We start from the raw sequence: 20,812 nt of genomic DNA, 5'->3' as shown, positions 1-20,812 counted from the left end.
TCGCCACGACGAGATGGAGCAGCTTCCCACAAACTCGGCGAATGCCGACTCAGTTGCGGTCCCACGCACCATCGCCGCAAGTCTGGTCGCGCAGCCCGTGACATGAAATCAGAGATTGTTGACTGTCATCTTCGCGAGGGTATCACTGTAAGCGGACCCGTGTCTTCCCGGTAACGACTGTGCTGCCTGAGCAACACCGCTTGTGGATTTAACCCTCACCACTGGTCGTTCGCAGCGGCGCCGCTTTTTGGCCACACCCGAACATGAATAAAATCACTCGTATGTTTGAGGGGCCGGGCTGGTCCCTTGCTGGGGCAGGAAATCCCAAAGGTCGATTCAAATCTTGGCTCTGATCTTTCCTGAACTGACAAGGGTTGGCCAGGAAACTGGATCGGAGGAAACTGGTCGCGATGGACGCCAAGGCCAACATCAAGCAGAGGCTGCCGAGCCGTCACGTGACGGAAGGTCCTGCGCGCGCGCCCCATCGTTCCTACTTCTACGCCATGGGTCTGACCACCGAGCAGATCCACCAGCCCTTCGTCGGCGTCGCCTCGTGCTGGAATGAAGCTGCGCCCTGCAACATCGCCCTGATGCGCCAGGCGCAGGCGGTGAAGAAGGGCGTCGCATCCGCTGGCGGCACGCCGCGCGAATTCTGCACCATCACCGTGACCGACGGTATCGCCATGGGCCATGACGGCATGCGCTCCTCGCTGCCGTCGCGCGAATGCATCGCCGACTCCGTCGAGCTGACCGTGCGCGGCCATGCCTATGATGCGCTGGTCGGTCTTGCCGGCTGCGACAAGTCGCTGCCGGGCATGATGATGGCGATGGTGCGCCTCAACGTGCCGTCGATCTTCATCTATGGCGGCTCGATCCTTCCCGGCAATTTCCGCGGGCAGCAGGTCACGGTGCAGGACATGTTCGAGGCCGTCGGCAAGCACTCCGTCGGCGCCATGTCGGACGAGGACCTCGATGAGATCGAGCGCGTGGCGTGCCCCTCGGCGGGCGCCTGCGGTGCGCAGTTCACCGCCAACACCATGGCGACGGTGTCGGAGGCCATTGGCCTCGCGCTGCCTTACTCGGCCGGTGCTCCCGCACCATACGAGATCCGCGACGCGTTCTGCATGACCGCGGGCGAGAAGGTGATGGACCTGATCGCGTCCAATATCCGTCCGCGCGACATCGTCACTCGAAAGGCGCTGGAGAATGCGGCCGCGGTGGTTGCTGCGTCTGGCGGCTCGACCAATGCTGCGCTGCACCTGCCGGCCATCGCGCATGAGGCCGGCATAAAGTTTGACTTATTCGACGTCGCCGAAATCTTCAAAAAGACACCTTATGTCGCGGATTTGAAGCCGGGTGGCCGTTATGTCGCCAAAGACATGTTTGAAGTAGGTGGCATACCGCTTCTGATGAAGACGCTGCTCGACAACGGATTTCTCCACGGCGACTGCATTACGGTCACCGGTCGAACGATCGCCGAAAACCTCAAAAGCGTGAAGTGGAATCCGCACCAGGACGTGGTGCACCCGGCAGACAAGCCCATCACCGTGACAGGCGGTGTGGTCGGTCTGAAGGGCAATTTGGCGCCAGAAGGTGCGATCGTGAAAGTCGCGGGAATGTCCAACCTCAAGTTTACCGGTCCGGCCAGGTGCTTCGACCGGGAGGAGGATGCTTTCGAGGCGGTCCAGAAGCGCACCTATCGCGAAGGCGAAGTCATCGTGATCCGCTACGAAGGCCCCAAGGGCGGCCCCGGCATGCGGGAGATGCTCCAGACCACCGCAGCGCTGACCGGCCAGGGCATGGGCGGCAAGATCGCGCTCATCACCGACGGCCGCTTCTCCGGCGCCACGCGCGGCTTCTGCATCGGCCATGTCGGGCCGGAGGCCGCGGTCGGGGGCCCGATCGGGCTGCTTGAGGACGGCGACATCATCGAGATCGATGCGGACGCCGGTACACTTAACGTAAAATTGAGCGACGCTGAGCTGGCTCAGCGCAAGACCAAGTGGAGCGCTCGCGCGACTAATCACACGTCGGGTGCGCTCTGGAAGTATGCCCAGCAGGTTGGACCAGCGGTCGGTGGGGCAGTGACCCATCCGGGCGGCGCGCACGAGAAACAGTGCTATGCGGACATCTAGGCGTGCCATTGTTGCGTTTGTGTTGGGGGCTACCACGCTGGCCGCGCCGGCGCTCGCCTTCGATGGCGCGCCGGTTAACCCCAAGGACGCGGCCATCCCCGTCGTGACCACCTTGCCCGGCGCCGCCGGTGCAGTGCGCAAGTCTGTGCCCCCCGTCGCGCCCCAGGAAAGCTCGCTCACGGCCCTGCAATACGCCGCCGAGGGCGGTCACCCGATTGCGCAGTGGAAGCTCGGCCGCATGTACGCCAGCGGCGACGGCGTGGCCCAGGACGACGTTCGCGCCTTCGACTATTTCACCCGGATCGCCAATGCGCATGCCGAGGACAGCCCGTCGGCGCCGCAGGCGCAGGTCGTCGCCAATGCCTTTGTCGCGCTCGGGCGCTATTATCTGAGCGGCATCCCGAACTCCAAGATCAAGGCCGATCCTGACAGGGCGCGGGAGATGTTCTCCTATGCCGCCTCCTATTTCGGCAACGCCGACGCGCAGTACGATCTCGCCCGGCTCTATCTGAAGACGCCGGACGCCTCCCGGGAGGATTTCCGCTACGGCGCCCGCTGGCTTGGCCTTGCCGCCCAGAAGGGCCAGCACGAGGCCCAGGCGCTGCTCGGGCAGATGCTGTTCAACGGCGATCGCCTGCCGCGGCAGGCCGCGCGCGGCCTGATGTGGCTGACGCTGGCGCGTGACAGCGCCGGCGCCGACGAGACCTGGATCAAGGAAAATTACAACCGCGCCTTCGCCAAGGCCTCCGACGACGACCGCGCCATGTGCCTGCAAATGCTGGAACAGTGGGTGCAGGGCCGCCACGAGTAGCCTCGGCAACGAAGGTGCCGTAGGGCGGGCAAAGCGAAGCGTGCCCACCACCTGTTTCGATCACGACGAGATGGTGGGCACGGCGCGCAAAGGGCGTGCCTTTGCCCACCCTACCGCAGTTGTGATTGCCACTCGCCCCGACCAACTCCGCGCAAGGCCTACGCCGCCTCCAGATCCAGATCCGCCCAAACCGGCACGTGATCCGACGGCTTCTCCCAGGCCCGCACGTAGCTGTCGATGCCGACATTGGCGAGCTTGTCGCTCGCCTGCGGCGAGAGCAGCAGATGGTCGATGCGCAGCCCCTGGTTCTTCTGCCAGGCCCCGGCCTGGTAATCCCAGAACGTGTAGAGACCAGGCTCGTCGGTGACGGCCCTTAAGGCGTCGGTCAGACCGAGGCCGAGCAGGGACTGAAAGCTCTCCCGCGTTTCGGTCTTGAACAGGGCGTCCTCGGTCCAGGCCGCGGGATTGTGGACGTCGCGGGCATGCGGGATGACGTTGAAGTCGCCTGCGAGGATCAGTGGCTCCTCGGTCTTAAGACGCTCCTTCGAATACTCAAGAAGCCGCGACATCCATTTGAGCTTGTAGGGATATTTATCGGTGCCAACAGGATTGCCGTTGGGCAGATAGAGGCAGGCGATGCGCATTACGCCCTGCTTGAGCGTCACCACGCCCTCGAGGAAACGGGCATGCGTGTCCTCGTCATCGCCGGCAAGTCCTGACTTGGTCTCGTCGAATTTGAGCCTGGAGAGCAGGGCAACGCCATTGAACGTCTTCTGCCCGTGGGTCACCACGTTATAGCCGAGCGCTTCGATCTCGAGCCGCGGAAACGCCTCGTCGATGCATTTGATCTCCTGCAGGCAGACGATGTCGGGCTGGCATTCCCTAAGCCAGGTCAGCAGGAGATCGATCCGCTGCCGGACCGAATTGACGTTCCAGGTGGCAACTCTGATGGGCATGGGGCGGGCTCCGGGCAGGGGTCATGGTTAGAACAAACCGCTAACGCCCCCGTCAAGGACGCCGCAAAATCTCCCACAAAATTAACCCGGTTGAAGCCGGTCCCAGGCCATTGATACGGAAAAGGTTCCTCGGAATGGGATGGCGCGACGAATCCCCAGCATTGACTGAGCAGCGCGACGGTTTCGTCGGCGCTTTCCCGTCCTGGCTCGGCGGTTTCGAGATCGAAGACGGGCTGATCGCCGATCTCAGCGAGCGCGAGCTGCGCCGCATCCGCGCCAAGCAAATCGACGCGGTGACGCGGCTGATCCCCGTGACCATGGCCGTCACCATGCTCAACGTCGTTATTGTTCTGATCCTGTTCTGGGGCAGGGGCTGGAACGACTTCCTCGCGATCTGGGGTGCAACCCTCACGGCCGTCGCTTCGGTCGCCGTGCGCGCATGGCAGCGCTCGCATCAGAACCCACCGCAGGAGGCTTCGCCGCGCACGGCACGGCAGATGCTGCGGCAGGCGTTCTTCCTCGCCGCGATCTGGGGCACGCTGCCGCTGGCGCTGTTCAGCCTGATAGGGCCGACCAGCCAGCTCATCCTGGCCTGCCTGATGGTCGGCATGATGTCCGGCGGCGCCTTCACGCTGTCGACCTTCCCGCGCGCCGGCCTCGTCTACCTCGCCACCATGACGGTCGCCTGCGCGGGTTCGCTGCTGCTGTGCGGCACCGGGCCGTATCTGGTGACGGCGGTGTTTCTGCTGCTGTTCGCGTTCTTCATGGCGCGCAACATCGTCTCGCAGGGCAATCTGTTCCTCGGCAATCTCAAGGCCCAGCTCGACCTCGAGCGGCAGACCGAGATCATCTCGCTGCTGCTGAAGGACTTTCAGGAGAACGCCAGCGACTGGCTGTGGCAGACCGACGCTGAAGGCCACCTCGTCGACGTGCCGCAACGCTTCGCCGACGTCGCGCAATTGCCGCTTCCGCTCCTGAAGGGATCGCATTTCGCCGACGTGCTCGACATGCTGTGCCCCGAGGACAAGGCGGCCGCCTACAACATCCTCGGCCTGATGGAGCATACCGAGCCGCTGCACGAGATGAATTTGAAGGTCGTCGCCGGCGGCGAAGCGCGGCTGTGGTCGCTGACCGCAAAGCCCGCCTACGATCGCGACGGTCAGTTCCTGGGCTATCGCGGCTTCGGCCGCGACGTCACCGAGCGCTGGCGCGCGGAGAAGGCCGAAGCCGAGAACCGCGCCAAGTCGGACTTCCTCGCTGTCATGAGCCACGAGATCCGTACGCCCATGAACGGCGTGCTCGGGCTTGCCAGCATGCTGCTCGAAACCAATCTGGATGAGGAGCAGCGCGAGGCCGTCATCACGATCCGTGAATCCGGCGACAATCTGCAGCGCATCCTCAACGACATCCTCGATCTCTCCAAGCTCGAGGCCGGACGCTTCCAGTTCGAGGCAATCGACTTTGCGCCGCAGGCGCTGGTCGAGACGGTTGCGACCGTCGTGCGCGCGAGCGCCAAGGGCAAGGGTATCAGCCTCAAGATCGAGCTCGATCCGAACCTGCCGCCGACGCTGCGCGGCGACGCCGCGCGCATCCGCCAGGTGCTGCTCAATCTTGCCTCCAACGCGGTGAAGTTCACCGACGAGGGCGAGGTGACGATCAAGGCCATGTGCCCGGCGCGGCGCGACCTGCTCGCGACGGTCGAATGGACCGTGACCGACAGCGGCATCGGCATTGCGCCCGACAAGCTCGGGCAGCTGTTCAGCGACTTTGCGCAGGCCGACGCCTCGATCAGCCGCCGGTTCGGCGGCACCGGCCTTGGCCTTGCGATCTCAAGGCGCATCATCGAGCAGATGGGCGGCACCATCGGCGTCACCTCGACGCCGGACGAGGGCTCGACCTTCCGCTTCACGCTGGTGCTGCCGTGGAGCCAGGCGCAGACATCAGATCAGGACGCGGGCCGCGAGGAATCCGACGATCTCAAGGCCCGAATTGCCGGCCTCGACCGGCCGCTGAAGGTGCTGGTCGCCGAGGACGATGCCGTCAACCGCATGGTCGTGAGCAAGATGCTCGCCGCCTTCGATGTCGAATTGCGCGTCGTTAGCGACGGTGTCGAGGCCGTCGCGGCCGTGTCAGAACGCGACTACGACATCGTGCTGATGGACGTGCGCATGCCCGAGATGGACGGGCTCGCCGCGACGCGCGCGATCCGCGCGGGAGGAGGGCGCTTTGCGGCCTTGCCGATCGTCGCGCTAACGGCCAACGCCTTCCCCGAGGACGTCACGATCTGCCGCGAGGCCGGCATGTCGGACTTCCTGGCCAAACCGTTGCGCAAGCCGGCGCTGGTCGCGGCCCTGCTGCGCGCGCTGGACGGCCATGTGATGACCCAGGAGGCGCCGCTCCAGCCGGAGCTGATGCCTGATGAGCTGGTGTGGACGGACGAGGAAAGGCAGATGACGGGCGCGTAAGGCGGCGCCGGTCTTGGTTTTCCATAGACGCGCGCGGCGACTGCCTTCGCGGCCTCCGCCTTCACCCGCGCCGCTCCGGCGCATAGTCGAGCGGCAGCACCGTCGTCGCCTTGATTTCCTGCATGACAAAGGACGATGACACGTCCGCGAGCGTGATCCTCCCGATCAGGCGCTGGTAGAGCCTGTCATAGGCGGCAACGTCAGGGATCACGGCCTGCAGCAGATAATCGACATCGCCGGTCATGCGGTAGACGCCGATGATCTCGGGAATGTCGCGCACGGCGTTCGAAAACTGCTTGAGCCAGCTGGCGCTGTGCTCGGTGGTGCGCAGCGCGATGAACGCGGTCAGGCCGACATTGATGCGGCTGGCATCGAGCAGGGTCACGCGGCCCTTGATGATGCCGTCATCCTCCAGGCGCTTGATGCGGCGCCAGCAGGCGTTGCGGGAAAGTCCCGCCCGCTCGCTAAGCTCGTCCAGCGACAGAGCGGCGTCATGCTGGATCAGGTTGAGGAGTTTGCGATCTGTTTCATCCATTATCCCAACAATACAAGAGATCGTCGTCTAAATTCAACCGGATTAGGGCCGATGGCGTGATATTTGGGACATCTTCTTGATCCGAATCCCCTAGGGATTGCAGGCGAACCGCGTCCCTGGAGCCCAGCATGCAAACCACCCTGCACCGGCTGTTTCTGTCCCATCCTGAGAGCGTCGATGAATCCTACGGCGAGCATTTCCTGTTCGCGCTCGGCTTCGCGGCGCGCCTGTTCGGCGCCGCATTGGCGGCGCTGGTGCACGCCGTCATTCCCTGCCTGTTCGAGACCACCGCCAGCCGCATGATCCGGCAGATGCACGAGCGCATCGCGCGTCGCGGCCACGCGCTGCAGCCCGCCGAGTAGCCAGCGCCGCGACCCGAGAGTCTGGGATCAATATGTGCCGATGGTTGGCCTATCTGGGCGCGCCGGTTTTCCTCGAGGACTTCATCGCAAAACCCTGCCAGAGCCTGATTGCGCAAAGCCGGCATTGCCGCGAGGCCAAGTCCGAGGTCAACGCGGACGGATTCGGGGTCGGCTGGTATGGTGAACGCGAGCGGCCCGGCCTGTTTCGCGACGTGCGGCCGGCCTGGAGCGACGAGAACCTGCTCTCGATCGCGCACCAGATTCGCTCCTCGCTGTTTCTGGCGCATGTGCGTGCGGCGACCGGGACCGCAACCATCCGCACCAATTGTCATCCCTTCGCGGCGGATCGCTACCTGTTCATGCACAATGGCCAGATCGGCGGCTGGCAACGCGTGCGCCGTGCCCTCGAAGCGCATATCCCTGATAACCACTACGCCAGTCGCCAGGGCACGACCGACAGCGAAGCGATCTTCCTTCTCCTGCTGGCGTTCGGGTTTTCGTCCGATGCCGAGGGTGCGTTCGCTGCGGTGATCGACCTGATCGAGCGGCAGATGGCCGCGAGCGCGGTCAATGAACCCCTGCGCTTCACCGCCGCGATGTCCGACGGCGAAAAGCTCTACGCGATCCGCTATGCCAGCGATTTGCGTCCGCCGACGCTCTATCTCAACACGCGCGGATCAGGAGGCGGTGCGCTCATCGTGTCCGAGCCGATCGACGACGCCACTACCTGCTGGGACTCCGTTCCGCCGCAGAGCTTCGTGCGCATCGATCGCGCCGGCATTGTCGTGAGCCCGTTTCGCCGATCATGATGGCTCGCGGGTGGCGATCCCACTGGAGCGATTCGAATGTCCGACCCTCAGTAGGGCGCCGGAATCTTGTGCCCGGCCACGAGCGGATGATCGAGCGTGCTGATGTGTCGCGCATCCGCGCCGCCGGGCGAGCCCCAGCCGGTCACCGAGCTTCCAAAAAATTCGGCGTTGGCGCGCAGGAAATCACGCTCGTGCTCCGGCAATTCATCCTGCGCGTATATCGCCGAGACCGGACAGACCGACAGGCACAAGCCGCAGTCGATGCATTCGTCGGGCTGAATATACATCATACGTCCGCCTTCGTAGATGCTCTCGACCGGGCAGACATCCTGGCAGGCCCCGTCCTTGACGTCGATGCAGGTCGAGCCAATGACGTAGGCCATGACGATCTCCTGATGGTCAGCGGCCGCGCCATTTCGGCGCACGCTTCTCCTGGAAGGCGCGCACGCCTTCGTCCTGGTCGGACGATTGCAGCGCTTCGACAAGCGCGGGCAACCGCAACATCTGCGCGTCCGTCGGCGACAGGCGCTGACCGGCCCGCACCATCTGCTTGATCGCCCGCACCGACAGCGGCGCGCAGGCGAGAATATCCGTTATCCAGCGCGTGACCGCATCGTCGAGCGTTTCGGGGGCGACCACCTCGTTGACGAGCCCGAACCGCAACGCGTCCGCCGCACTGATGCGACGTCCCGTCAGCAGCATTCCCATCGCCCAGACATGAGGAATGCGACGCGCGAGCAGGGCGATGCCGCCGTCGAGCGCAAGCCGGCCGACCCGCGGTTCCGGCAGGCCGAAGGTCGCGTTATCAGAGGCGATGACGATGTCGCAGCCGAGCATCATCTCCATGCCGCCGCCGAGCGCGTGCCCGTTGACACGGGCGATGACGGGGATGTCGAGCGTCTCCCGCAGCGCGATGCCGCCGAAACCGCCCGGACGCGCGGCCGCCCAATAGTCGAGCCCGCTGGAGCCGGATCCGCCCTTCATGTCCGCGCCGGTGCAGAAAGCACGCTCGCCGACGCCGGTGAGCACCACCACGCGAATGTCGCGGTCGCGCTCGATCGTCTCCCAGATCCGGATCAGCTCGGCCTCGGTCGCCTGATCGACTGCGTTGAGGCGATCTGGCCGGTCGAGCGTCACGCGCGCGACATGGTCCTGCACTGTGAATTGCACGCTCATGCGACGATCCCCTGCGCCTTGAGAGCGGCGATGCGCTCTGCGGAGAACCCGGCCTCGGTGAGTACGGCCGTGCCATCGGCGCCCAGTGCGGGCGGCGGGCGGCGAAGCTGGAAGGCATCGGGAGCCATGGTCAGCGGCGTGCCAATCAGCGCCATGGTCGTCGCGCCACCGCTCAGCGTCACCACTGTGCCGTTCAGCTTGGTCTGTTCGTGACCGAGCGCTTCCGCAAGCGTCAGCACGGGCGAGCACAACAAATCCTGCTCGTCGAGCCGCGCCAGCCAATAGGCGGTCGTGTTCGACGCAAAGCGTTCGCGGAATTTGCCCTGCAGCTCGGCCTTGTGCTCGACCTGGCCCTGGAACGTTGCGTAACGCGGATCGGCCGAGAGATCGGGCAGTTCCAGCGCCTTGCAGATATCCTGCAGCGGGTTGGCCTTGAAGGCGCCGACCAGAACGACGGCGCCGTCGGTGGTCGCAAAGCACCCGGTGAGGGGATACGATCCCCAGCTGAGGTCCTTGCCACGGTGCAGCCACATCGCGGCTTCCTGCATTTGCATGGCCAGCATCGACTCGAACAACGAGACCGCAACCTGCTGCCCTCGGCCGGTTTTCTCACGCTGCAGAAGGGCGAGCAGGATCGCCTGCACCAGATGCATGCCGGCGGTGTAGTCGCACAGCGCCGTCGCGTAGACCGTGAGCGGCTCGTCGTCATTGCACTTGCGACGCATCACACCGGACAGCGCCTGTGCGAGAATGTCCTGGCCGCCCTTGTGGGACAACGGCCCGGCCTGGCCGAAGCCGGAGCCGAATGCGCAAATGATCCGCGGGTTGATCTTGGACAGCTGCTCGTAGCCGAAGCCCATGCGTTCCATGACGCCTGCGCGGAAGTTGTTCACCACCACGTCGGCGGTGCGAACGAGATCATAGATGATCTCTCTGCCTTCCGCCTTGCGCAGATCGAGCGCGATCGAGCGCTTGTTGCGATTGAGGCTGCGAAACACCGGATTGTCGAGACCGTCGGGATCGTCAGGAATCGAGGAACGCGACAGGTCGCCGGCTCCCGGCCGTTCGATCTTGATCACGTCGGCGCCGTAGTCGGCAAGTACCTGCGTCGCGCTCGGCCCCAGCATCACCTGGGTGAAATCGATGACACGCACGCCCGACAGCGGCTGCGCGGAAGAGCTATCCATTCCTGATGTTCCTATTCTGCGGCAACGGTCACGAGCGCGTTGGCGGCGGGCTGGTCGCCCGGATCGGCTCCCTGCGCCCGCAATCGCGCCTGAAGCTTCCTGATATCGACACGATCGACCGCAACGTTGGCATCGATGGCGAGCGCGGCGGCAACGCCGGCTGCTTCGCCCATCGCCATGCACGGCGGAATTTCGCGCGAGGTGCGTTGCGCCGACGAGGTCGCGGAATAGTGCCGGCCGGCGACCAGCAACTGGCCGACGTTTCGCGGCAGCAGCGTGCGATACGGATAGTAATAGTCGCGGCCGCGCGCGACGCTGTCGGCGAAATGGCGCCGATGCATCACATCGTCCTTGCTCATCACGTAGACGCCGTCGAGCAATCGGGTCTGGCGCACGCCGATCTGGGGCGCAACGTCGACCACGAAGCACGTCTGGAATCCCGGCAGCTTGGCACGGACAAATTCGACCAGCGCGGCGATGCGCTCGCGGCCCTGGAAATCGGCCCGGGTCAAATCCTCGACCTTGACGCCGTCGAAGCCGGTCATATGCGGGCAGTTGCACCAGACGATATCAGGCAGCGGCGTCTTCAACCACCACTTGGCCCAGGACCCACCCATGATCTTCTTGGCTTCGCGGTCGATGGCGCCGAACGCCTCCGGCTCTTCGTATTCGAAGCGTTCGGCGGCTTCGACATCGACGCCGCCGAGGCGGAACACGGTGGTCATGATGTAGGAGCCGTGGCTGAACGGCGCGCCGGCGGAGGCAGCGACATCGAGATCGCCGCTGGCGTCGATCACGGCGCTTCCCATGATGGCCTGTCGCCCGCTCTTGGTGTCGCAGATGACGCCGGTGATGCGACCGTCTTCGACAATCGCCCGCGAGAACCAGCTGTGCAGCCGCAGGTCGACCTTCGCTTCGCTGATCATCGCGTTCGCCGCCCGCTTGTAGCCGTCCGGATCGAACGCGGCAGCGTAGCAGATCGGCTGCGGCTTGGTATGGGAGTGAAAATCGAACACGCCCCACCGCGACCATTTGCGCCACAGCTCCGCGCTGGAGCGGCGCTCGGCTTCCGGCGGCACCACGCACAGGCCCATATGCTCCATGCGCTCGATCATTTCGCTGCAAATCCCGCGAACACTGATCTCTTCGCCGTTGCACATGTCATCGAGCACCAGCACCATGCCGCCCGAGGCGAGGCCGCCGAGATAGGCATAGCGTTCGATCAATGTCACCGAGAGGCCGTTGCGGGCGCCTGCGACCGCTGCTGCGATGCCCGCAGGCCCGCCGCCAACCACCACGAGATCGGCGCGGCGCACGACGGGAATTTCAGCCGCGGGCTCGATGATCCGGTCAGGATTTGTCATAGGAGGCTCCTCGAAGGGCGCGGGTTCAAGCGGTCTGCGCCACGTTCCATTTCAGGAAGTAGCGCTCCAGCCAGGAGATCACAGCGAAAAACGCCGCGGAAAACGCCGAGCCGACCACGATGGTGGCGTACAGCAGCGGCGAGTCGAAATTGTAGGTCGCCTGAATGATCAGCGCGCCGATGCCCGTCGTCGCGCCGATCCACTCGCCGACGATCGCGCCGATCACCGAGGTTGCGGACGCGATCTTGAGCGCCGAAAACAGATACGGCAAAGAGCTCTTGAGCCGCAGCTTGAAGAAGATCTCGCTGGGCGTGGCCGACAGGATGCGCATCAGCTCCATCTGTTGCGAGCTGACCGAACGCAAGCCGCGTGTCATGTTGACCAATGTCGGAAAGAAGCAGATCAGTGCGGCAATCGCCACCTTGGCTTCGAGCCCGTTGCCGAGCAGCAGCACCAGGATCGGCGCATAAGCCATCACCGGAATGGTGTGGAACATCACCGCGATCGGAAACAGCGCCTCTTCGGCGGTCCGCTGATAGACGAACGTCGTCGCGAGCAGGATCGCGGCGCTATTGCCGATCAAGAAACCGGCGACCGCCTCGATCGCCGTCGGCAAGAGATTGCCGAGCAGCATGCCGAGCTTGCCATAGAGCGTCATCGCCACCGCGGTCGGCGCGGGCGCGATAAACGGCCGGATCTTGAAAATCATCACGCCGAGCTCCCACAGGACGAGCAGGGCAATGACTGCTGCCAGCGGGAGCAGGCGGCGTCGCCAGGCGGCGAGGCGGGCTGCGGCGGCGAAGCCGGCCTGTGCTTCGGCATCGGCGGAGGTGATTTCGCTGGCGTCGTGAGACGACAATGCCGGCATGCTCATCAGCAAGCCTCCAGAACGGTTCGCAGGTGTGCAGCAAGCGCGATGAACTGCGGCGTCTCGCGCAAGGCGACGCGGCGCGGGCTCGGCAGATCGACGGGGACGATCTCGCGAACCCGCCCGGGACGCGCGGCCATCAGCATCACCTGCTGGCCTAGAAAGGCGGCCTCGTAGATCGAATGGGTGACGAACAGGATGGTCGCGCCGGTTTCCTCCCAGACCCGCAGCAATTCCTCGTTCAGCCGGTCGCGCTTGATTTCGTCGAGCGCACCGAACGGCTCGTCCATCAAAAGCAGCTTGGGATCGTTGATCAGGGCCCGCGCGATCGCGACACGCTGACGCATGCCGCCGGACAGTTCGTGTGGATAGGCATTCTCCCAGCCCGTGAGGCCGACCAGCGCCAGCAATTCGCGCGCATCGCGCGCGCCGCCTCGCTTGCTCCGACCGCCGACTTCCAGCGGCAACTGCACATTCTCGAGCGCCGTACGCCAGGCCAGCAGCGAAGCGTCCTGGAAAACGAAGCCGATGTCGCGCCGCGCCCGCGCGGCGGCGGCCGTGGTGCCAAGCACCTCGACCTGGCCCGAGGTCGCCGGGATCAGATCGGAGACGACCCGGAGCAGCGTCGACTTCCCGCAGCCCGACGGGCCGAGCAGCGTCAGGAAGCCGCCGCTCGGAATGGTCAAACTCACCCGCTCCAGCGCCGTGACAACGCCGCGCTCGGTCGGGAAACGCACCGTGACATCTTGAAGGCGGACAGCCAGGCTCTCATCCCGAACCGGTGTACGGTCCAGGACAGTCGTTTGCGACATGATGCTCATGGTTTCAGCCGATCTTGTTTCAGCCGATCTTGGGGCGGTCGTTGGCGGTCATATCCAGAATCCTGGTGGTCATGACTTGCTCGAGCTTGGGCTTGCCGGCAGCAAACTGCTTGAGCTCGTCGTGCAAATCGATTTGCTCCTGCCAGACGGCGGGATCGAAGCTGCCCCAAGCGAAAGTCTTGGTCCGCTCCGTGAACTCAGCGTTCAACATGATCGGGAGAGCTTCCAGTTCGTCCGCCCTCACGAGATTCGGATACTCCTGAACGAGAAGATCGACCGCCTTTTCGGGATTGGCCTTGGCGTAGGCCCAGCCACGGCCAGCGGCACGCAAGAAGCCGGCAAGCAAATCGGGCTTCGTCTTCAGGAAGTCCGTCGTCGTGTAGTAAGGCAGCGCATAGAGCCTGACGCCGTTGTCCCACAGTCGCATCGTGATAATTTCGGGCCCCAGCACCTTGAGCGCCGTCGTATTGGTACGCCATCCGGTTATGGCGTCGACCTGCCCGGTGAGCAGCGGCGTCATGTCGGAGCCGACGATCACTTTCTGCACCTTGTCTTCAGGGATGCCGTTCCGGCGCAGCAGCGCCGTGAGTAGAACTTGCCCCGTCGCCTGCACGCCGACCTTGCGGCCGATCATGTCCTGCGGCTTGCGGATTGGCGTCTTGGGCAGCGAGAAGAAGGCGTAGGGATGCTCCTGGGCGCCGACAGCAAAGCAGGTGACCGGAATGCCCTGCGAGGCGGCCAGCATCAGCGAAGGACTCGACGAAAGCTGACCAATCTCGTACCGCCCCGAAGCCACGATCGCGACGCCGTCGATATTGGGGCCGCCGGGCTGGATCGCGAAGTTGATGTTTTCCTGCTCGAAATAGCCGAGGCGTTTGGCGACCACCTCGCCGATCTGATTGCCGCCGGTGATCCAGCCGAGTTGCATGTTGACGGTCTGCAGGCTCGCAGCCCGGCTGCGCCGGCTGGTGATGGGGGACAATGCCGCGCCGACCGCGAGTGCGGCTCCGCCCTGGAGCAAGCTTCGCCGCGTCCCAATGAGCCTGTTCGCCATGATCGTGCCTCCCTTTGCCAGGCGCCGAAAAGCTGCTCACCATTCCGGCACCGGGTCCCGCCCGCCGCTGGGCGCGAACGAAAGGCTAGTGGAGGCCGGGCGCTGTTGGGAAGGATAGAGTTTCGTGATAGGTGATGCCTTTTCGGCAGCACTCTAACAGGGGCTTGAATTGCGCCATGCACGCCGTTGTTCTGCGCTATCTGGACCAGGTCGCCAAGGTCGGCTCGATAAGGCGCGCGGCCGAACAGCTCAATGTCGCCTCGTCCGCGGTCAACCGCCAGATTCTCAAGCTCGAGGCCGAAATCGGCGTCGCGATTTTCGAGCGCCGGGGCAACGGGGTACGGCTGACACCGGCTGGAGAACAGTTGCTGCGCCACACGCGCAGCACCCTCGCCGAATGGCGTCGCACCCGGCTGGAGATCGCCTCAATTGCCGGCGATATCAGGGGCGAGGTCCGGATCACGGCGATCCCCTCACTTCTGGTGCGGGTCGTGCCCAGGGCGATCAGGACGATCGCTGCCCGCCACCCCAATATCTCGTTTCGCGTCATCGACGCCGATCCCGCCGAGCACGGCGAGGAGATGCGTGCCGCGAGGCCCGATATCGCGCTGCATTTCATCGACAAGCGCTATCGCCACTACGACATCGCGGCCCGCCTGCACACCGTGCTCGGAGCCCTCATGTGCGCCGACCACCCGCTGGCGGACCGCAAGCATGTGACTCTCACCGAGTGCGCCGCCTATCCGGTCGTCATGCTCGCCGATGCGTGGCAGCTCGACGCCGCATCGGAGGCCGAATTCATTCACAGCGGCGCCCAGTTTTCCCCGCGCATCACCTCCAACTCGCTCATCGTCATGAAAGAGACGATGAAGGCGGGCCTCGGCATCGGCTTCTTCACTCCGGCCGGCTTTGTCGACGAGATTGCCCGCGGCGAGCTGGTTCATGTGCCCCTCTCGGAAGCGGGCCTTGCGGCGAGCGAAATCGGCTTGTTCGTGCACCGGATCCGCGCCGGCGCTCATCACATCAGCGTCGTCGCCGACGAACTGAAGCGGGAATTCAATCTGCTGGAGCAGGATTTTCGCGCAATTCCGCGCCGGTAGCGATTCCAATGTTTCGTATTCCCATTCCAGCCAGCTCATCATCAGTCCTTCGATCAGGAGATCGCTTTGACTCACGAGTCCCCATCTCGCCATCGCCCGGTGCCCCTGGGCGCCTACATGCCGTCGGCGCTTCGTGCCGCAACCGATAGCCCCAACCGCATACGCAAGGTCGGCGCCGTGCTGGTCGCGCAGGACGGTACCGAAATCGCGAGCTGCAACACGTTTCCACCGGGGGTGCGCGATCTCGACGAGCGCCATGAGGGCGACGGCCGCTTTGTGTGGATGGAGCACGCCGAGCGCCACGCCATCTTCAACGCCGCCAGGGCAGGAGTGGCGACGGCCGGTGCTCATATCACGTCGACGTTTTTTCCGTGCATCGATTGCGCGCGCGCCATCGTCGATGCGGGCATCGTCTGCCTCGACACGCCGGCCCCCGCCTTCGGCGATCCGGTCTGGGGCGCTTCGTTCGAGCGCTCGCAGATCATCCTCGAGGAGGGCGGCGTGGAAATTCGTGTGGTCGACGCCGGCAGCGGCGCATGAGAGGCAGCGTCATCAAGCCCGCTGTGATGGGCATGATTGATCCTGTCGCTGCTGAATATGGCTCGTAATATTGTGCGTTTGGCGAGCGTTGGAGAGATTGTCGCCATGAATGCGAGGATGTCGTGGAGAATGGGGGATCTTAGCGGAGTCCCGTAGAGCTTCCCTTTTGGGGACCTCGCGACGATGACATCCTACCCCTGTTTTGCCCGACGCCGCAAGCGATTTTCGTAAAAGCCGAATCATGCCGTGCCGGCGTCCGGCTACTGTGCATGGGGTTGTTTTCGAGATTTGCGGTCGGGCTAGATCGAGAAGCTGGTGCCGCAGCCGCAGGACGCCGTCGCGTTGGGATTGTTGACGCGGAAGGAGGCGCCGATCAAATCGTCGACGAAGTCGACCTGCGAGCCCGCCAGGAACGGCTGGGAGGCGGAATCGACCAGCACCACCGCGTTGTCCTGCTCGATGACGAGATCGTCCTCGGTGCGGTCGCGGTCGATGTCGAACTTGTACTGGAAGCCGGAGCAGCCGCCGCCTTCGACCGAGATACGCAGCATCGCGCCTGACCCTTCGCCCTTGAGGATCTCCCCGATCCGCCGGGCGGCGCGGTCACTGATGGTCACGGCAGTCGTCATTGCAGGTCTCCGATAGGCCCGCGGTCATACCAGGTTCACTTGCCCAATTCATTTGGTATCCCGCGTCCGACATAGTTAAGTGCCACCATACGCAGAATCAAATGGATAGGGACTAAATTCGCCGTGTCCGTCGGAATGGCAGCCCCCCGCGCGCCCTATGCCTGCGACCCTGATCGCAGCCGCGGCCGGCTGGTCGCCGAGCCGCCGAGCCGGACCCGCAGCCCGTTCCGGCGGGATTGCGACCGGGTGATCCATTCGACCGCGTTCCGGCGCCTGAAGTACAAGACCCAGGTGTTCGTGTTCCATGAGGGCGACCATTACCGAACCCGGCTGACCCATTCGCTGGAGGTGGCCCAGATCGCCCGTGCGCTGGCCCGGCAGCTAGGCTTGGACGAAGACCTCACCGAAACCCTGGCGCTCGCCCATGATCTCGGCCATCCGCCGTTCGGCCATGCCGGCGAGCGGGCGCTGGATGCCTGCCTGAAGGATTTCGGCGGCTTCGACCATAACGCCCAGGCGCTCCGCGTCGTCGGATCGCTGGAGCACCGCTACCCTGAATTCGACGGGCTGAACCTGACCTGGGAATCGCTCGAGGGCATCGTCAAGCACAACGGCCCGCTGACCGATCGCGGCGGCGCGCCCGTCGGCCGCTATCGCGAACATGGCATTCCCGTCGGCATCGCCGACTACGTCAGGACCTACGACCTCGAGCTCTGGAGCTTTGCTTCGCTCGAAGCCCAGGTCGCCGCGATCGCCGATGACATCGCCTACGACGCCCACGACATCGACGACGGCCTGCGCGCCGGCCTGTTCCATCTCGACGATCTCAAGGTTATGCCGCTCACGGCCGAGATCATCGCCGAGACCTCGGCGCATTACCCCGATCTCGAAGAGGTCAGGCGCGGGGCCGAACTGGTGCGCGAACTGATCTCGCACCTGATCGGCGCGGTGTTCGCGGAGGCGCAAAAGAACATTGCCGCCGTCCGCCCCCAGTCGGCCCAGGACGTCCGCCAGCAGAGCCGGGCGCTGATCACGTTCCCGCCTGACGTGGCCGAGGAGGAGGCTGCCATCAAGAGTTTCCTCTATGGGCACATGTACCGCCACAACCGGGTGGTGCGGGTGATGGGGGAGGCCGAGCAGATCCTGTTCGACCTGTTCGCGAAGTATCTGAAATCGCCTGATGACCTGCCGCCGGAATGGCTGGTCGGGGCAGACGCGGACGACGAGGGCGACCGGGCCCGGCGGATCGGCAATTTCATTGCCGGAATGACCGACCGTTTCGCCCTGACCGAGCACCAGCGGCTCTTTGACTCGACCCCGGATTTGCGTTAGGCGGCGGCCATGCCCGACACATCCTCAAGCCCGCATCTGTTCGCCGACGTGCTCGCACGCGTGCACGCCGCCTGCCGCGCGCTCGCGGCCGAAGCCAACTGGCCCGAGGGCGTCGATTTTTCCCGCGTGGTGGTCGAGCCGCCGCGCGATGCCTCCCACGGCGATATGGCGACCAACGCCGCGATGGTGCTTGCGAAAGAGGCAAAGACGAAGCCGCGCGACCTCGCCGAGCAGATCGCCGAGAAGATCCGCGCTGACGCGCTGATCGCCAAGGTCGATGTCGCCGGTCCCGGCTTCATCAATCTGACGCTCAAGCCCTCTGCCTGGGCCGAGGCGCTGCGGACAGTGCTGCGCGAGGGGGCTGACTACGGCCGCGTCCGCGGCGGCTCCAAGGTCAATGTCGAATATGTCTCGGCCAATCCGACCGGACCGATGCATGTCGGCCATTGCCGCGGTGCCGTGTTCGGCGACGCGCTGGCGAGCCTGCTCCAGTTCGGCGGCCACGACGTCACCCGCGAATATTACATCAACGACGCCGGCGCCCAGGTCGACGTGCTCGCACGCTCCGCGTTTCTCCGGTACCGCGAGGCGCTCGGCGAGGACATCGGGGCGATCCCGGAAGGGCTCTATCCCGGCGACTATCTAAAGCCTGTGGGCGCAGCGCTCGCGAAGGAACACGGCGATAAGCTGCTCGCGATGAGCGAAACCGAGTGGCTGCCGACGGTGCGGGCCAAGGCGATCGCGATGATGATGGACGAGATCAAGGACGATCTCGCCGCCCTCAACATCCGCCACGATGTCTTCTTCTCGGAGCGCTCGCTGATCGAGACCGGCAACAACAAGGTTGCCGAGACCATCGATTTCCTGAAGGCCAAGGGCGACATCTATGAGGGCCGCCTGCCGCCGCCGAAGGGCGCGCCGGTCGAGGATTGGGAAGACCGCGAGCAGTTGCTGTTCAAGGCGACCGCCTATGGCGACGATGTCGATCGGCCGCTGATCAAGTCGGACAATTCCTACACCTACTTCGCCTCCGACATCGCCTACCACAAGAACAAGTTCGACCGTGGTTTTGCGGAGATGATCGACGTCTGGGGCGCCGATCACGGCGGCTACATCAAGCGCATGCAGGCGGCGGTGAGGGCGACGACGTCGGGCAAGGGATCGCTTGACGTCAAGATCGTCCAGCTCGTGAAGTTGCTGCGCAACGGCGAGCCCGTGAAAATGTCCAAGCGGAGCGGGGACTTCGTCACCTTGCGTGAGGTGGTGGATGAAGTCGGCCAGGACGCCGTCCGCTTCATGATGCTCTACCGCAAGAACGACGCGGTGCTCGACTTCGACCTCGCCAAGGTCATGGAACAGTCGCGCGACAACCCGGTGTTCTACGTGCAGTACGGCCACGCCCGCGGCCACTCGATCTTCCGCAACGCTCGGGCGGAGCTGTTCCCGGACCTGCCAGAGGATACCGGCAAGCGCATTGCCTGGCTCAGTGAGTCGGCCGTGGAACGGCTGTCCGACCCCGTCGAGCTCGATCTTCTTAAGCGCCTCGCAATTTATCCGCGGATGCTGGAAGCTGCCGCCGCGGCCCATGAGCCGCACCGTATTGCCTTTTATCTCTATGACTTAGCGAGCGAATTTCACGCACTTTGGACGAAAGGGCGGGATTTGCCCTATTTACGCTTCATTATCAATAATGATGCAGATCTTACAAAGGCGCGACTGGCCATGGTCCAGGGCGTCGTCTCTGTCCTGGCATCGGGCCTCGCCATCCTCGGCGTCCATGCTCCGGACGAGATGCGGTAGTTTGGGGCGAACTACTTAAGGGGAATATTGGGGGTACCGGCAGAAGCCGGATCGCTTAGACTTGGTTGAAAGCCTTGTGGGTCGAAAGCTGCGCCTTGGTCGAGGGGCGCGCAGCTTTCCCGAAGGGACGCATCATCACGATGGCCGATCGATATCACGACAGACCGTTTCCTTCCGATGACTATGGTCGCGGCGCCGACCAGCATGGGAGAGCGGACAGCGATCCCTTGGCCGAGCTTGCGCGCCTGATCGGGCAGACCGATCCGTTCGCAGCGCAGGGCCGTCCGGGTGCGCGGCCGGCAGCGGCACCTGCGCCGACGCAGAGCTATCAGGACGACGATTACCAGCAGGAGGATTATCAGCAGGATCATGCCGAGCCCGCGGCGCCGGCTCAGCCCGGGCCGCCCTCATGGATGCGCCGCGCCAACGTGCAGCCGCAGCCGGCGCCCGAGCCCGACCATCCTGTTACCGTGAATCCAATTCATCCGCTGCATCGCTATTCGGCCCAGCCAGCCGCGCCCGAGCCGCAGTTTCATCAGCCGCAGCAGTCCTATCAGGATCAGGCTTACCATGAGCAAGCCTACCGTCAGGAGCCGGCCCAGCATCAAGCCTATGAAGCGCCCTACGAGCAGCCTGATCCGGCGCGCTACGACGACGCTCTCTACGGGCGGCTCGAAGCGGGCGAGCAGGATTTTCAGCGCGAGCCGGCCTATCCTGATGATCCCTACGCATTCCAGAGCGACTATCCCGAGGCTGATCTCGATGAGCCCAGGAAATCGCGCGGCGGCATGATGACCGTTGCGGCGATCCTCGCGCTTGCCGTGGTCGGAACTGGCGCTGCTTTCGCCTACAAGACCTATATCGGCTC

19 protein-coding genes and 1 pseudogene are annotated in these 20,812 nt (G+C 64.4%); 10 read left to right on the top strand and 10 right to left on the bottom strand.

Going from position 1 to position 20,812, the window contains the following annotated elements:
* Positions 1-410 precede the first annotated feature (410 nt).
* Both ilvD and AOQ71_RS32495 read left to right on the top strand, forming a co-directional pair.
* Positions 411-2,135, top strand: a complete 1,725-nt coding sequence (gene ilvD, locus AOQ71_RS32500) for a dihydroxy-acid dehydratase (protein WP_057755829.1) — start codon at positions 411-413, stop codon at positions 2,133-2,135.
* Complete coding sequence (locus AOQ71_RS32495) at positions 2,122-2,946, top strand: tetratricopeptide repeat protein (RefSeq protein ID WP_057755824.1); 825 nt, start codon at positions 2,122-2,124, stop codon at positions 2,944-2,946. The genes ilvD and AOQ71_RS32495 overlap by 14 nt, the downstream gene beginning before the upstream one ends.
* 158 nt (positions 2,947-3,104) lie before the next feature.
* Here the strand turns inward: AOQ71_RS32495 and xth are convergent, their stop codons facing one another.
* The gene (xth, locus tag AOQ71_RS32490) at positions 3,105-3,902 is read right to left on the bottom strand and encodes an exodeoxyribonuclease III (RefSeq protein WP_057755822.1); all 798 of its coding nucleotides are present in this window, start codon (positions 3,900-3,902) and stop codon (positions 3,105-3,107) included.
* Between the two features lie 134 nt (positions 3,903-4,036).
* Between xth and AOQ71_RS32485 the strand changes: the two genes are divergently transcribed.
* Positions 4,037-6,367: an ATP-binding protein gene (locus AOQ71_RS32485; protein ID WP_057755820.1), complete on the top strand. Its 2,331-nt coding sequence runs from the start codon at positions 4,037-4,039 to the stop codon at positions 6,365-6,367.
* Between the two features lie 61 nt (positions 6,368-6,428).
* Here the strand turns inward: AOQ71_RS32485 and AOQ71_RS32480 are convergent, their stop codons facing one another.
* Entirely contained in the window at positions 6,429-6,902 is a 474-nt protein-coding gene (locus tag AOQ71_RS32480) for an Lrp/AsnC family transcriptional regulator (RefSeq protein ID WP_057755818.1), read from the bottom strand.
* Positions 6,903-7,030: 128 nt separating this feature from the next.
* Between AOQ71_RS32480 and AOQ71_RS32475 the strand changes: the two genes are divergently transcribed.
* A complete protein-coding gene (locus AOQ71_RS32475; protein WP_057755815.1) occupies positions 7,031-7,264 on the top strand; it encodes a DUF6356 family protein in 234 nt (77 codons plus the stop codon).
* Between the two features lie 32 nt (positions 7,265-7,296).
* The gene (locus AOQ71_RS32470; RefSeq protein ID WP_057755812.1) at positions 7,297-8,073 is read left to right on the top strand and encodes a class II glutamine amidotransferase; all 777 of its coding nucleotides are present in this window, start codon (positions 7,297-7,299) and stop codon (positions 8,071-8,073) included.
* Between the two features lie 47 nt (positions 8,074-8,120).
* Here the strand turns inward: AOQ71_RS32470 and fdxA are convergent, their stop codons facing one another.
* Genes fdxA through AOQ71_RS32435 form a run of 7 tightly spaced genes read right to left on the bottom strand, consistent with a single transcriptional unit; the run spans position 8,121 to position 14,543 of the window.
* Positions 8,121-8,456: a ferredoxin gene (gene fdxA / locus AOQ71_RS32465; protein ID WP_057756719.1), complete on the bottom strand. Its 336-nt coding sequence runs from the start codon at positions 8,454-8,456 to the stop codon at positions 8,121-8,123.
* Between the two features lie 16 nt (positions 8,457-8,472).
* Positions 8,473-9,249: an enoyl-CoA hydratase-related protein gene (locus AOQ71_RS32460; protein ID WP_057755810.1), complete on the bottom strand. Its 777-nt coding sequence runs from the start codon at positions 9,247-9,249 to the stop codon at positions 8,473-8,475.
* Positions 9,246-10,436: a CaiB/BaiF CoA transferase family protein gene (locus AOQ71_RS32455; protein WP_057755807.1), complete on the bottom strand. Its 1,191-nt coding sequence runs from the start codon at positions 10,434-10,436 to the stop codon at positions 9,246-9,248. The genes AOQ71_RS32460 and AOQ71_RS32455 overlap by 4 nt, the downstream gene beginning before the upstream one ends.
* Positions 10,437-10,447: 11 nt before the next feature.
* Complete coding sequence (locus AOQ71_RS32450) at positions 10,448-11,800, bottom strand: FAD-dependent oxidoreductase (protein WP_057755805.1); 1,353 nt, start codon at positions 11,798-11,800, stop codon at positions 10,448-10,450.
* Positions 11,801-11,825: 25 nt separating this feature from the next.
* Entirely contained in the window at positions 11,826-12,674 is an 849-nt protein-coding gene (locus AOQ71_RS32445; RefSeq protein ID WP_083514644.1) for an ABC transporter permease, read from the bottom strand.
* Positions 12,674-13,489, bottom strand: coding sequence for an ABC transporter ATP-binding protein (locus AOQ71_RS32440; protein ID WP_057755803.1), 816 nt, complete (start codon positions 13,487-13,489; stop codon positions 12,674-12,676). Before AOQ71_RS32440 ends, AOQ71_RS32445 begins: the two co-directional genes overlap by 1 nt.
* A gap of 19 nt (positions 13,490-13,508) precedes the next feature.
* A complete protein-coding gene (locus tag AOQ71_RS32435; RefSeq protein ID WP_057755802.1) occupies positions 13,509-14,543 on the bottom strand; it encodes an ABC transporter substrate-binding protein in 1,035 nt (344 codons plus the stop codon).
* A 176-nt stretch (positions 14,544-14,719) separates the two neighbouring features.
* Between AOQ71_RS32435 and AOQ71_RS32430 the strand changes: the two genes are divergently transcribed.
* Together AOQ71_RS32430 and AOQ71_RS32425 are read left to right on the top strand one after the other, a co-directional pair.
* Positions 14,720-15,643 (top strand): LysR family transcriptional regulator, encoded by a 924-nt coding sequence (locus AOQ71_RS32430; protein ID WP_057755799.1) that lies wholly within the window; start codon positions 14,720-14,722, stop codon positions 15,641-15,643.
* 117 nt (positions 15,644-15,760) lie between these two features.
* Positions 15,761-16,183: a deoxycytidylate deaminase gene (locus AOQ71_RS32425; protein WP_057755797.1), complete on the top strand. Its 423-nt coding sequence runs from the start codon at positions 15,761-15,763 to the stop codon at positions 16,181-16,183.
* Positions 16,184-16,482: 299 nt separating this feature from the next.
* On the opposite strand, the gene erpA is transcribed toward AOQ71_RS32425, so the two are convergent.
* Positions 16,483-16,812, bottom strand: coding sequence for an iron-sulfur cluster insertion protein ErpA (erpA, locus tag AOQ71_RS32420; protein WP_057755794.1), 330 nt, complete (start codon positions 16,810-16,812; stop codon positions 16,483-16,485).
* A gap of 123 nt (positions 16,813-16,935) precedes the next feature.
* Between erpA and AOQ71_RS32415 the strand changes: the two genes are divergently transcribed.
* From AOQ71_RS32415 to AOQ71_RS48935, 3 genes and pseudogenes are all read left to right on the top strand, one after another.
* Positions 16,936-18,144, top strand: a complete 1,209-nt coding sequence (locus AOQ71_RS32415) for a deoxyguanosinetriphosphate triphosphohydrolase (RefSeq protein WP_083514642.1) — start codon at positions 16,936-16,938, stop codon at positions 18,142-18,144.
* 9 nt (positions 18,145-18,153) lie between these two features.
* Positions 18,154-19,944: an arginine--tRNA ligase gene (gene argS / locus AOQ71_RS32410; RefSeq protein WP_057755789.1), complete on the top strand. Its 1,791-nt coding sequence runs from the start codon at positions 18,154-18,156 to the stop codon at positions 19,942-19,944.
* Positions 19,945-20,084: 140 nt separating this feature from the next.
* Positions 20,085-20,812 (top strand): annotated as a pseudogene (locus tag AOQ71_RS48935) (SPOR domain-containing protein); the annotation flags it as partial.

The sequence above is a fragment of the Bradyrhizobium manausense genome, assembly GCF_001440035.1.
GTDB lineage: Bacteria > Pseudomonadota > Alphaproteobacteria > Rhizobiales > Xanthobacteraceae > Bradyrhizobium > Bradyrhizobium manausense.
The sequence above is the reverse complement of the archived record's forward strand: the minus strand, read 5'-3'. Positions and strand labels throughout refer to the sequence as shown.

Bases quoted from the DNA above. Each gene is read 5' to 3' on its own strand.
- AOQ71_RS32470 (WP_057755812.1), top strand. From the start codon at position 7,297: ATGTGCCGATGGTTGGCCTATCTGGGCGCGCCGGTTTTCCTCGAGGAC.
- xth (WP_057755822.1), bottom strand. From the start codon at position 3,902: ATGCCCATCAGAGTTGCCACCTGGAACGTCAATTCGGTCCGGCAGCGG.
- AOQ71_RS32475 (WP_057755815.1), top strand. From the start codon at position 7,031: ATGCAAACCACCCTGCACCGGCTGTTTCTGTCCCATCCTGAGAGCGTC.
- AOQ71_RS32450 (WP_057755805.1), bottom strand. From the start codon at position 11,800: ATGACAAATCCTGACCGGATCATCGAGCCCGCGGCTGAAATTCCCGTC.
- AOQ71_RS32460 (WP_057755810.1), bottom strand. From the start codon at position 9,249: ATGAGCGTGCAATTCACAGTGCAGGACCATGTCGCGCGCGTGACGCTC.
- ilvD (WP_057755829.1), top strand. From the start codon at position 411: ATGGACGCCAAGGCCAACATCAAGCAGAGGCTGCCGAGCCGTCACGTG.
- AOQ71_RS32430 (WP_057755799.1), top strand. From the start codon at position 14,720: ATGCACGCCGTTGTTCTGCGCTATCTGGACCAGGTCGCCAAGGTCGGC.
- erpA (WP_057755794.1), bottom strand. From the start codon at position 16,812: ATGACGACTGCCGTGACCATCAGTGACCGCGCCGCCCGGCGGATCGGG.
- AOQ71_RS32480 (WP_057755818.1), bottom strand. From the start codon at position 6,902: ATGGATGAAACAGATCGCAAACTCCTCAACCTGATCCAGCATGACGCC.
- fdxA (WP_057756719.1), bottom strand. From the start codon at position 8,456: ATGGCCTACGTCATTGGCTCGACCTGCATCGACGTCAAGGACGGGGCC.
- AOQ71_RS32445 (WP_083514644.1), bottom strand. From the start codon at position 12,674: ATGAGCATGCCGGCATTGTCGTCTCACGACGCCAGCGAAATCACCTCC.
- AOQ71_RS32440 (WP_057755803.1), bottom strand. From the start codon at position 13,489: ATGAGCATCATGTCGCAAACGACTGTCCTGGACCGTACACCGGTTCGG.
- AOQ71_RS32425 (WP_057755797.1), top strand. From the start codon at position 15,761: ATGCCGTCGGCGCTTCGTGCCGCAACCGATAGCCCCAACCGCATACGC.
- AOQ71_RS32495 (WP_057755824.1), top strand. From the start codon at position 2,122: ATGCGGACATCTAGGCGTGCCATTGTTGCGTTTGTGTTGGGGGCTACC.
- argS (WP_057755789.1), top strand. From the start codon at position 18,154: ATGCCCGACACATCCTCAAGCCCGCATCTGTTCGCCGACGTGCTCGCA.
- AOQ71_RS32455 (WP_057755807.1), bottom strand. From the start codon at position 10,436: ATGGATAGCTCTTCCGCGCAGCCGCTGTCGGGCGTGCGTGTCATCGAT.
- AOQ71_RS32435 (WP_057755802.1), bottom strand. From the start codon at position 14,543: ATGGCGAACAGGCTCATTGGGACGCGGCGAAGCTTGCTCCAGGGCGGA.
- AOQ71_RS32485 (WP_057755820.1), top strand. From the start codon at position 4,037: ATGGGATGGCGCGACGAATCCCCAGCATTGACTGAGCAGCGCGACGGT.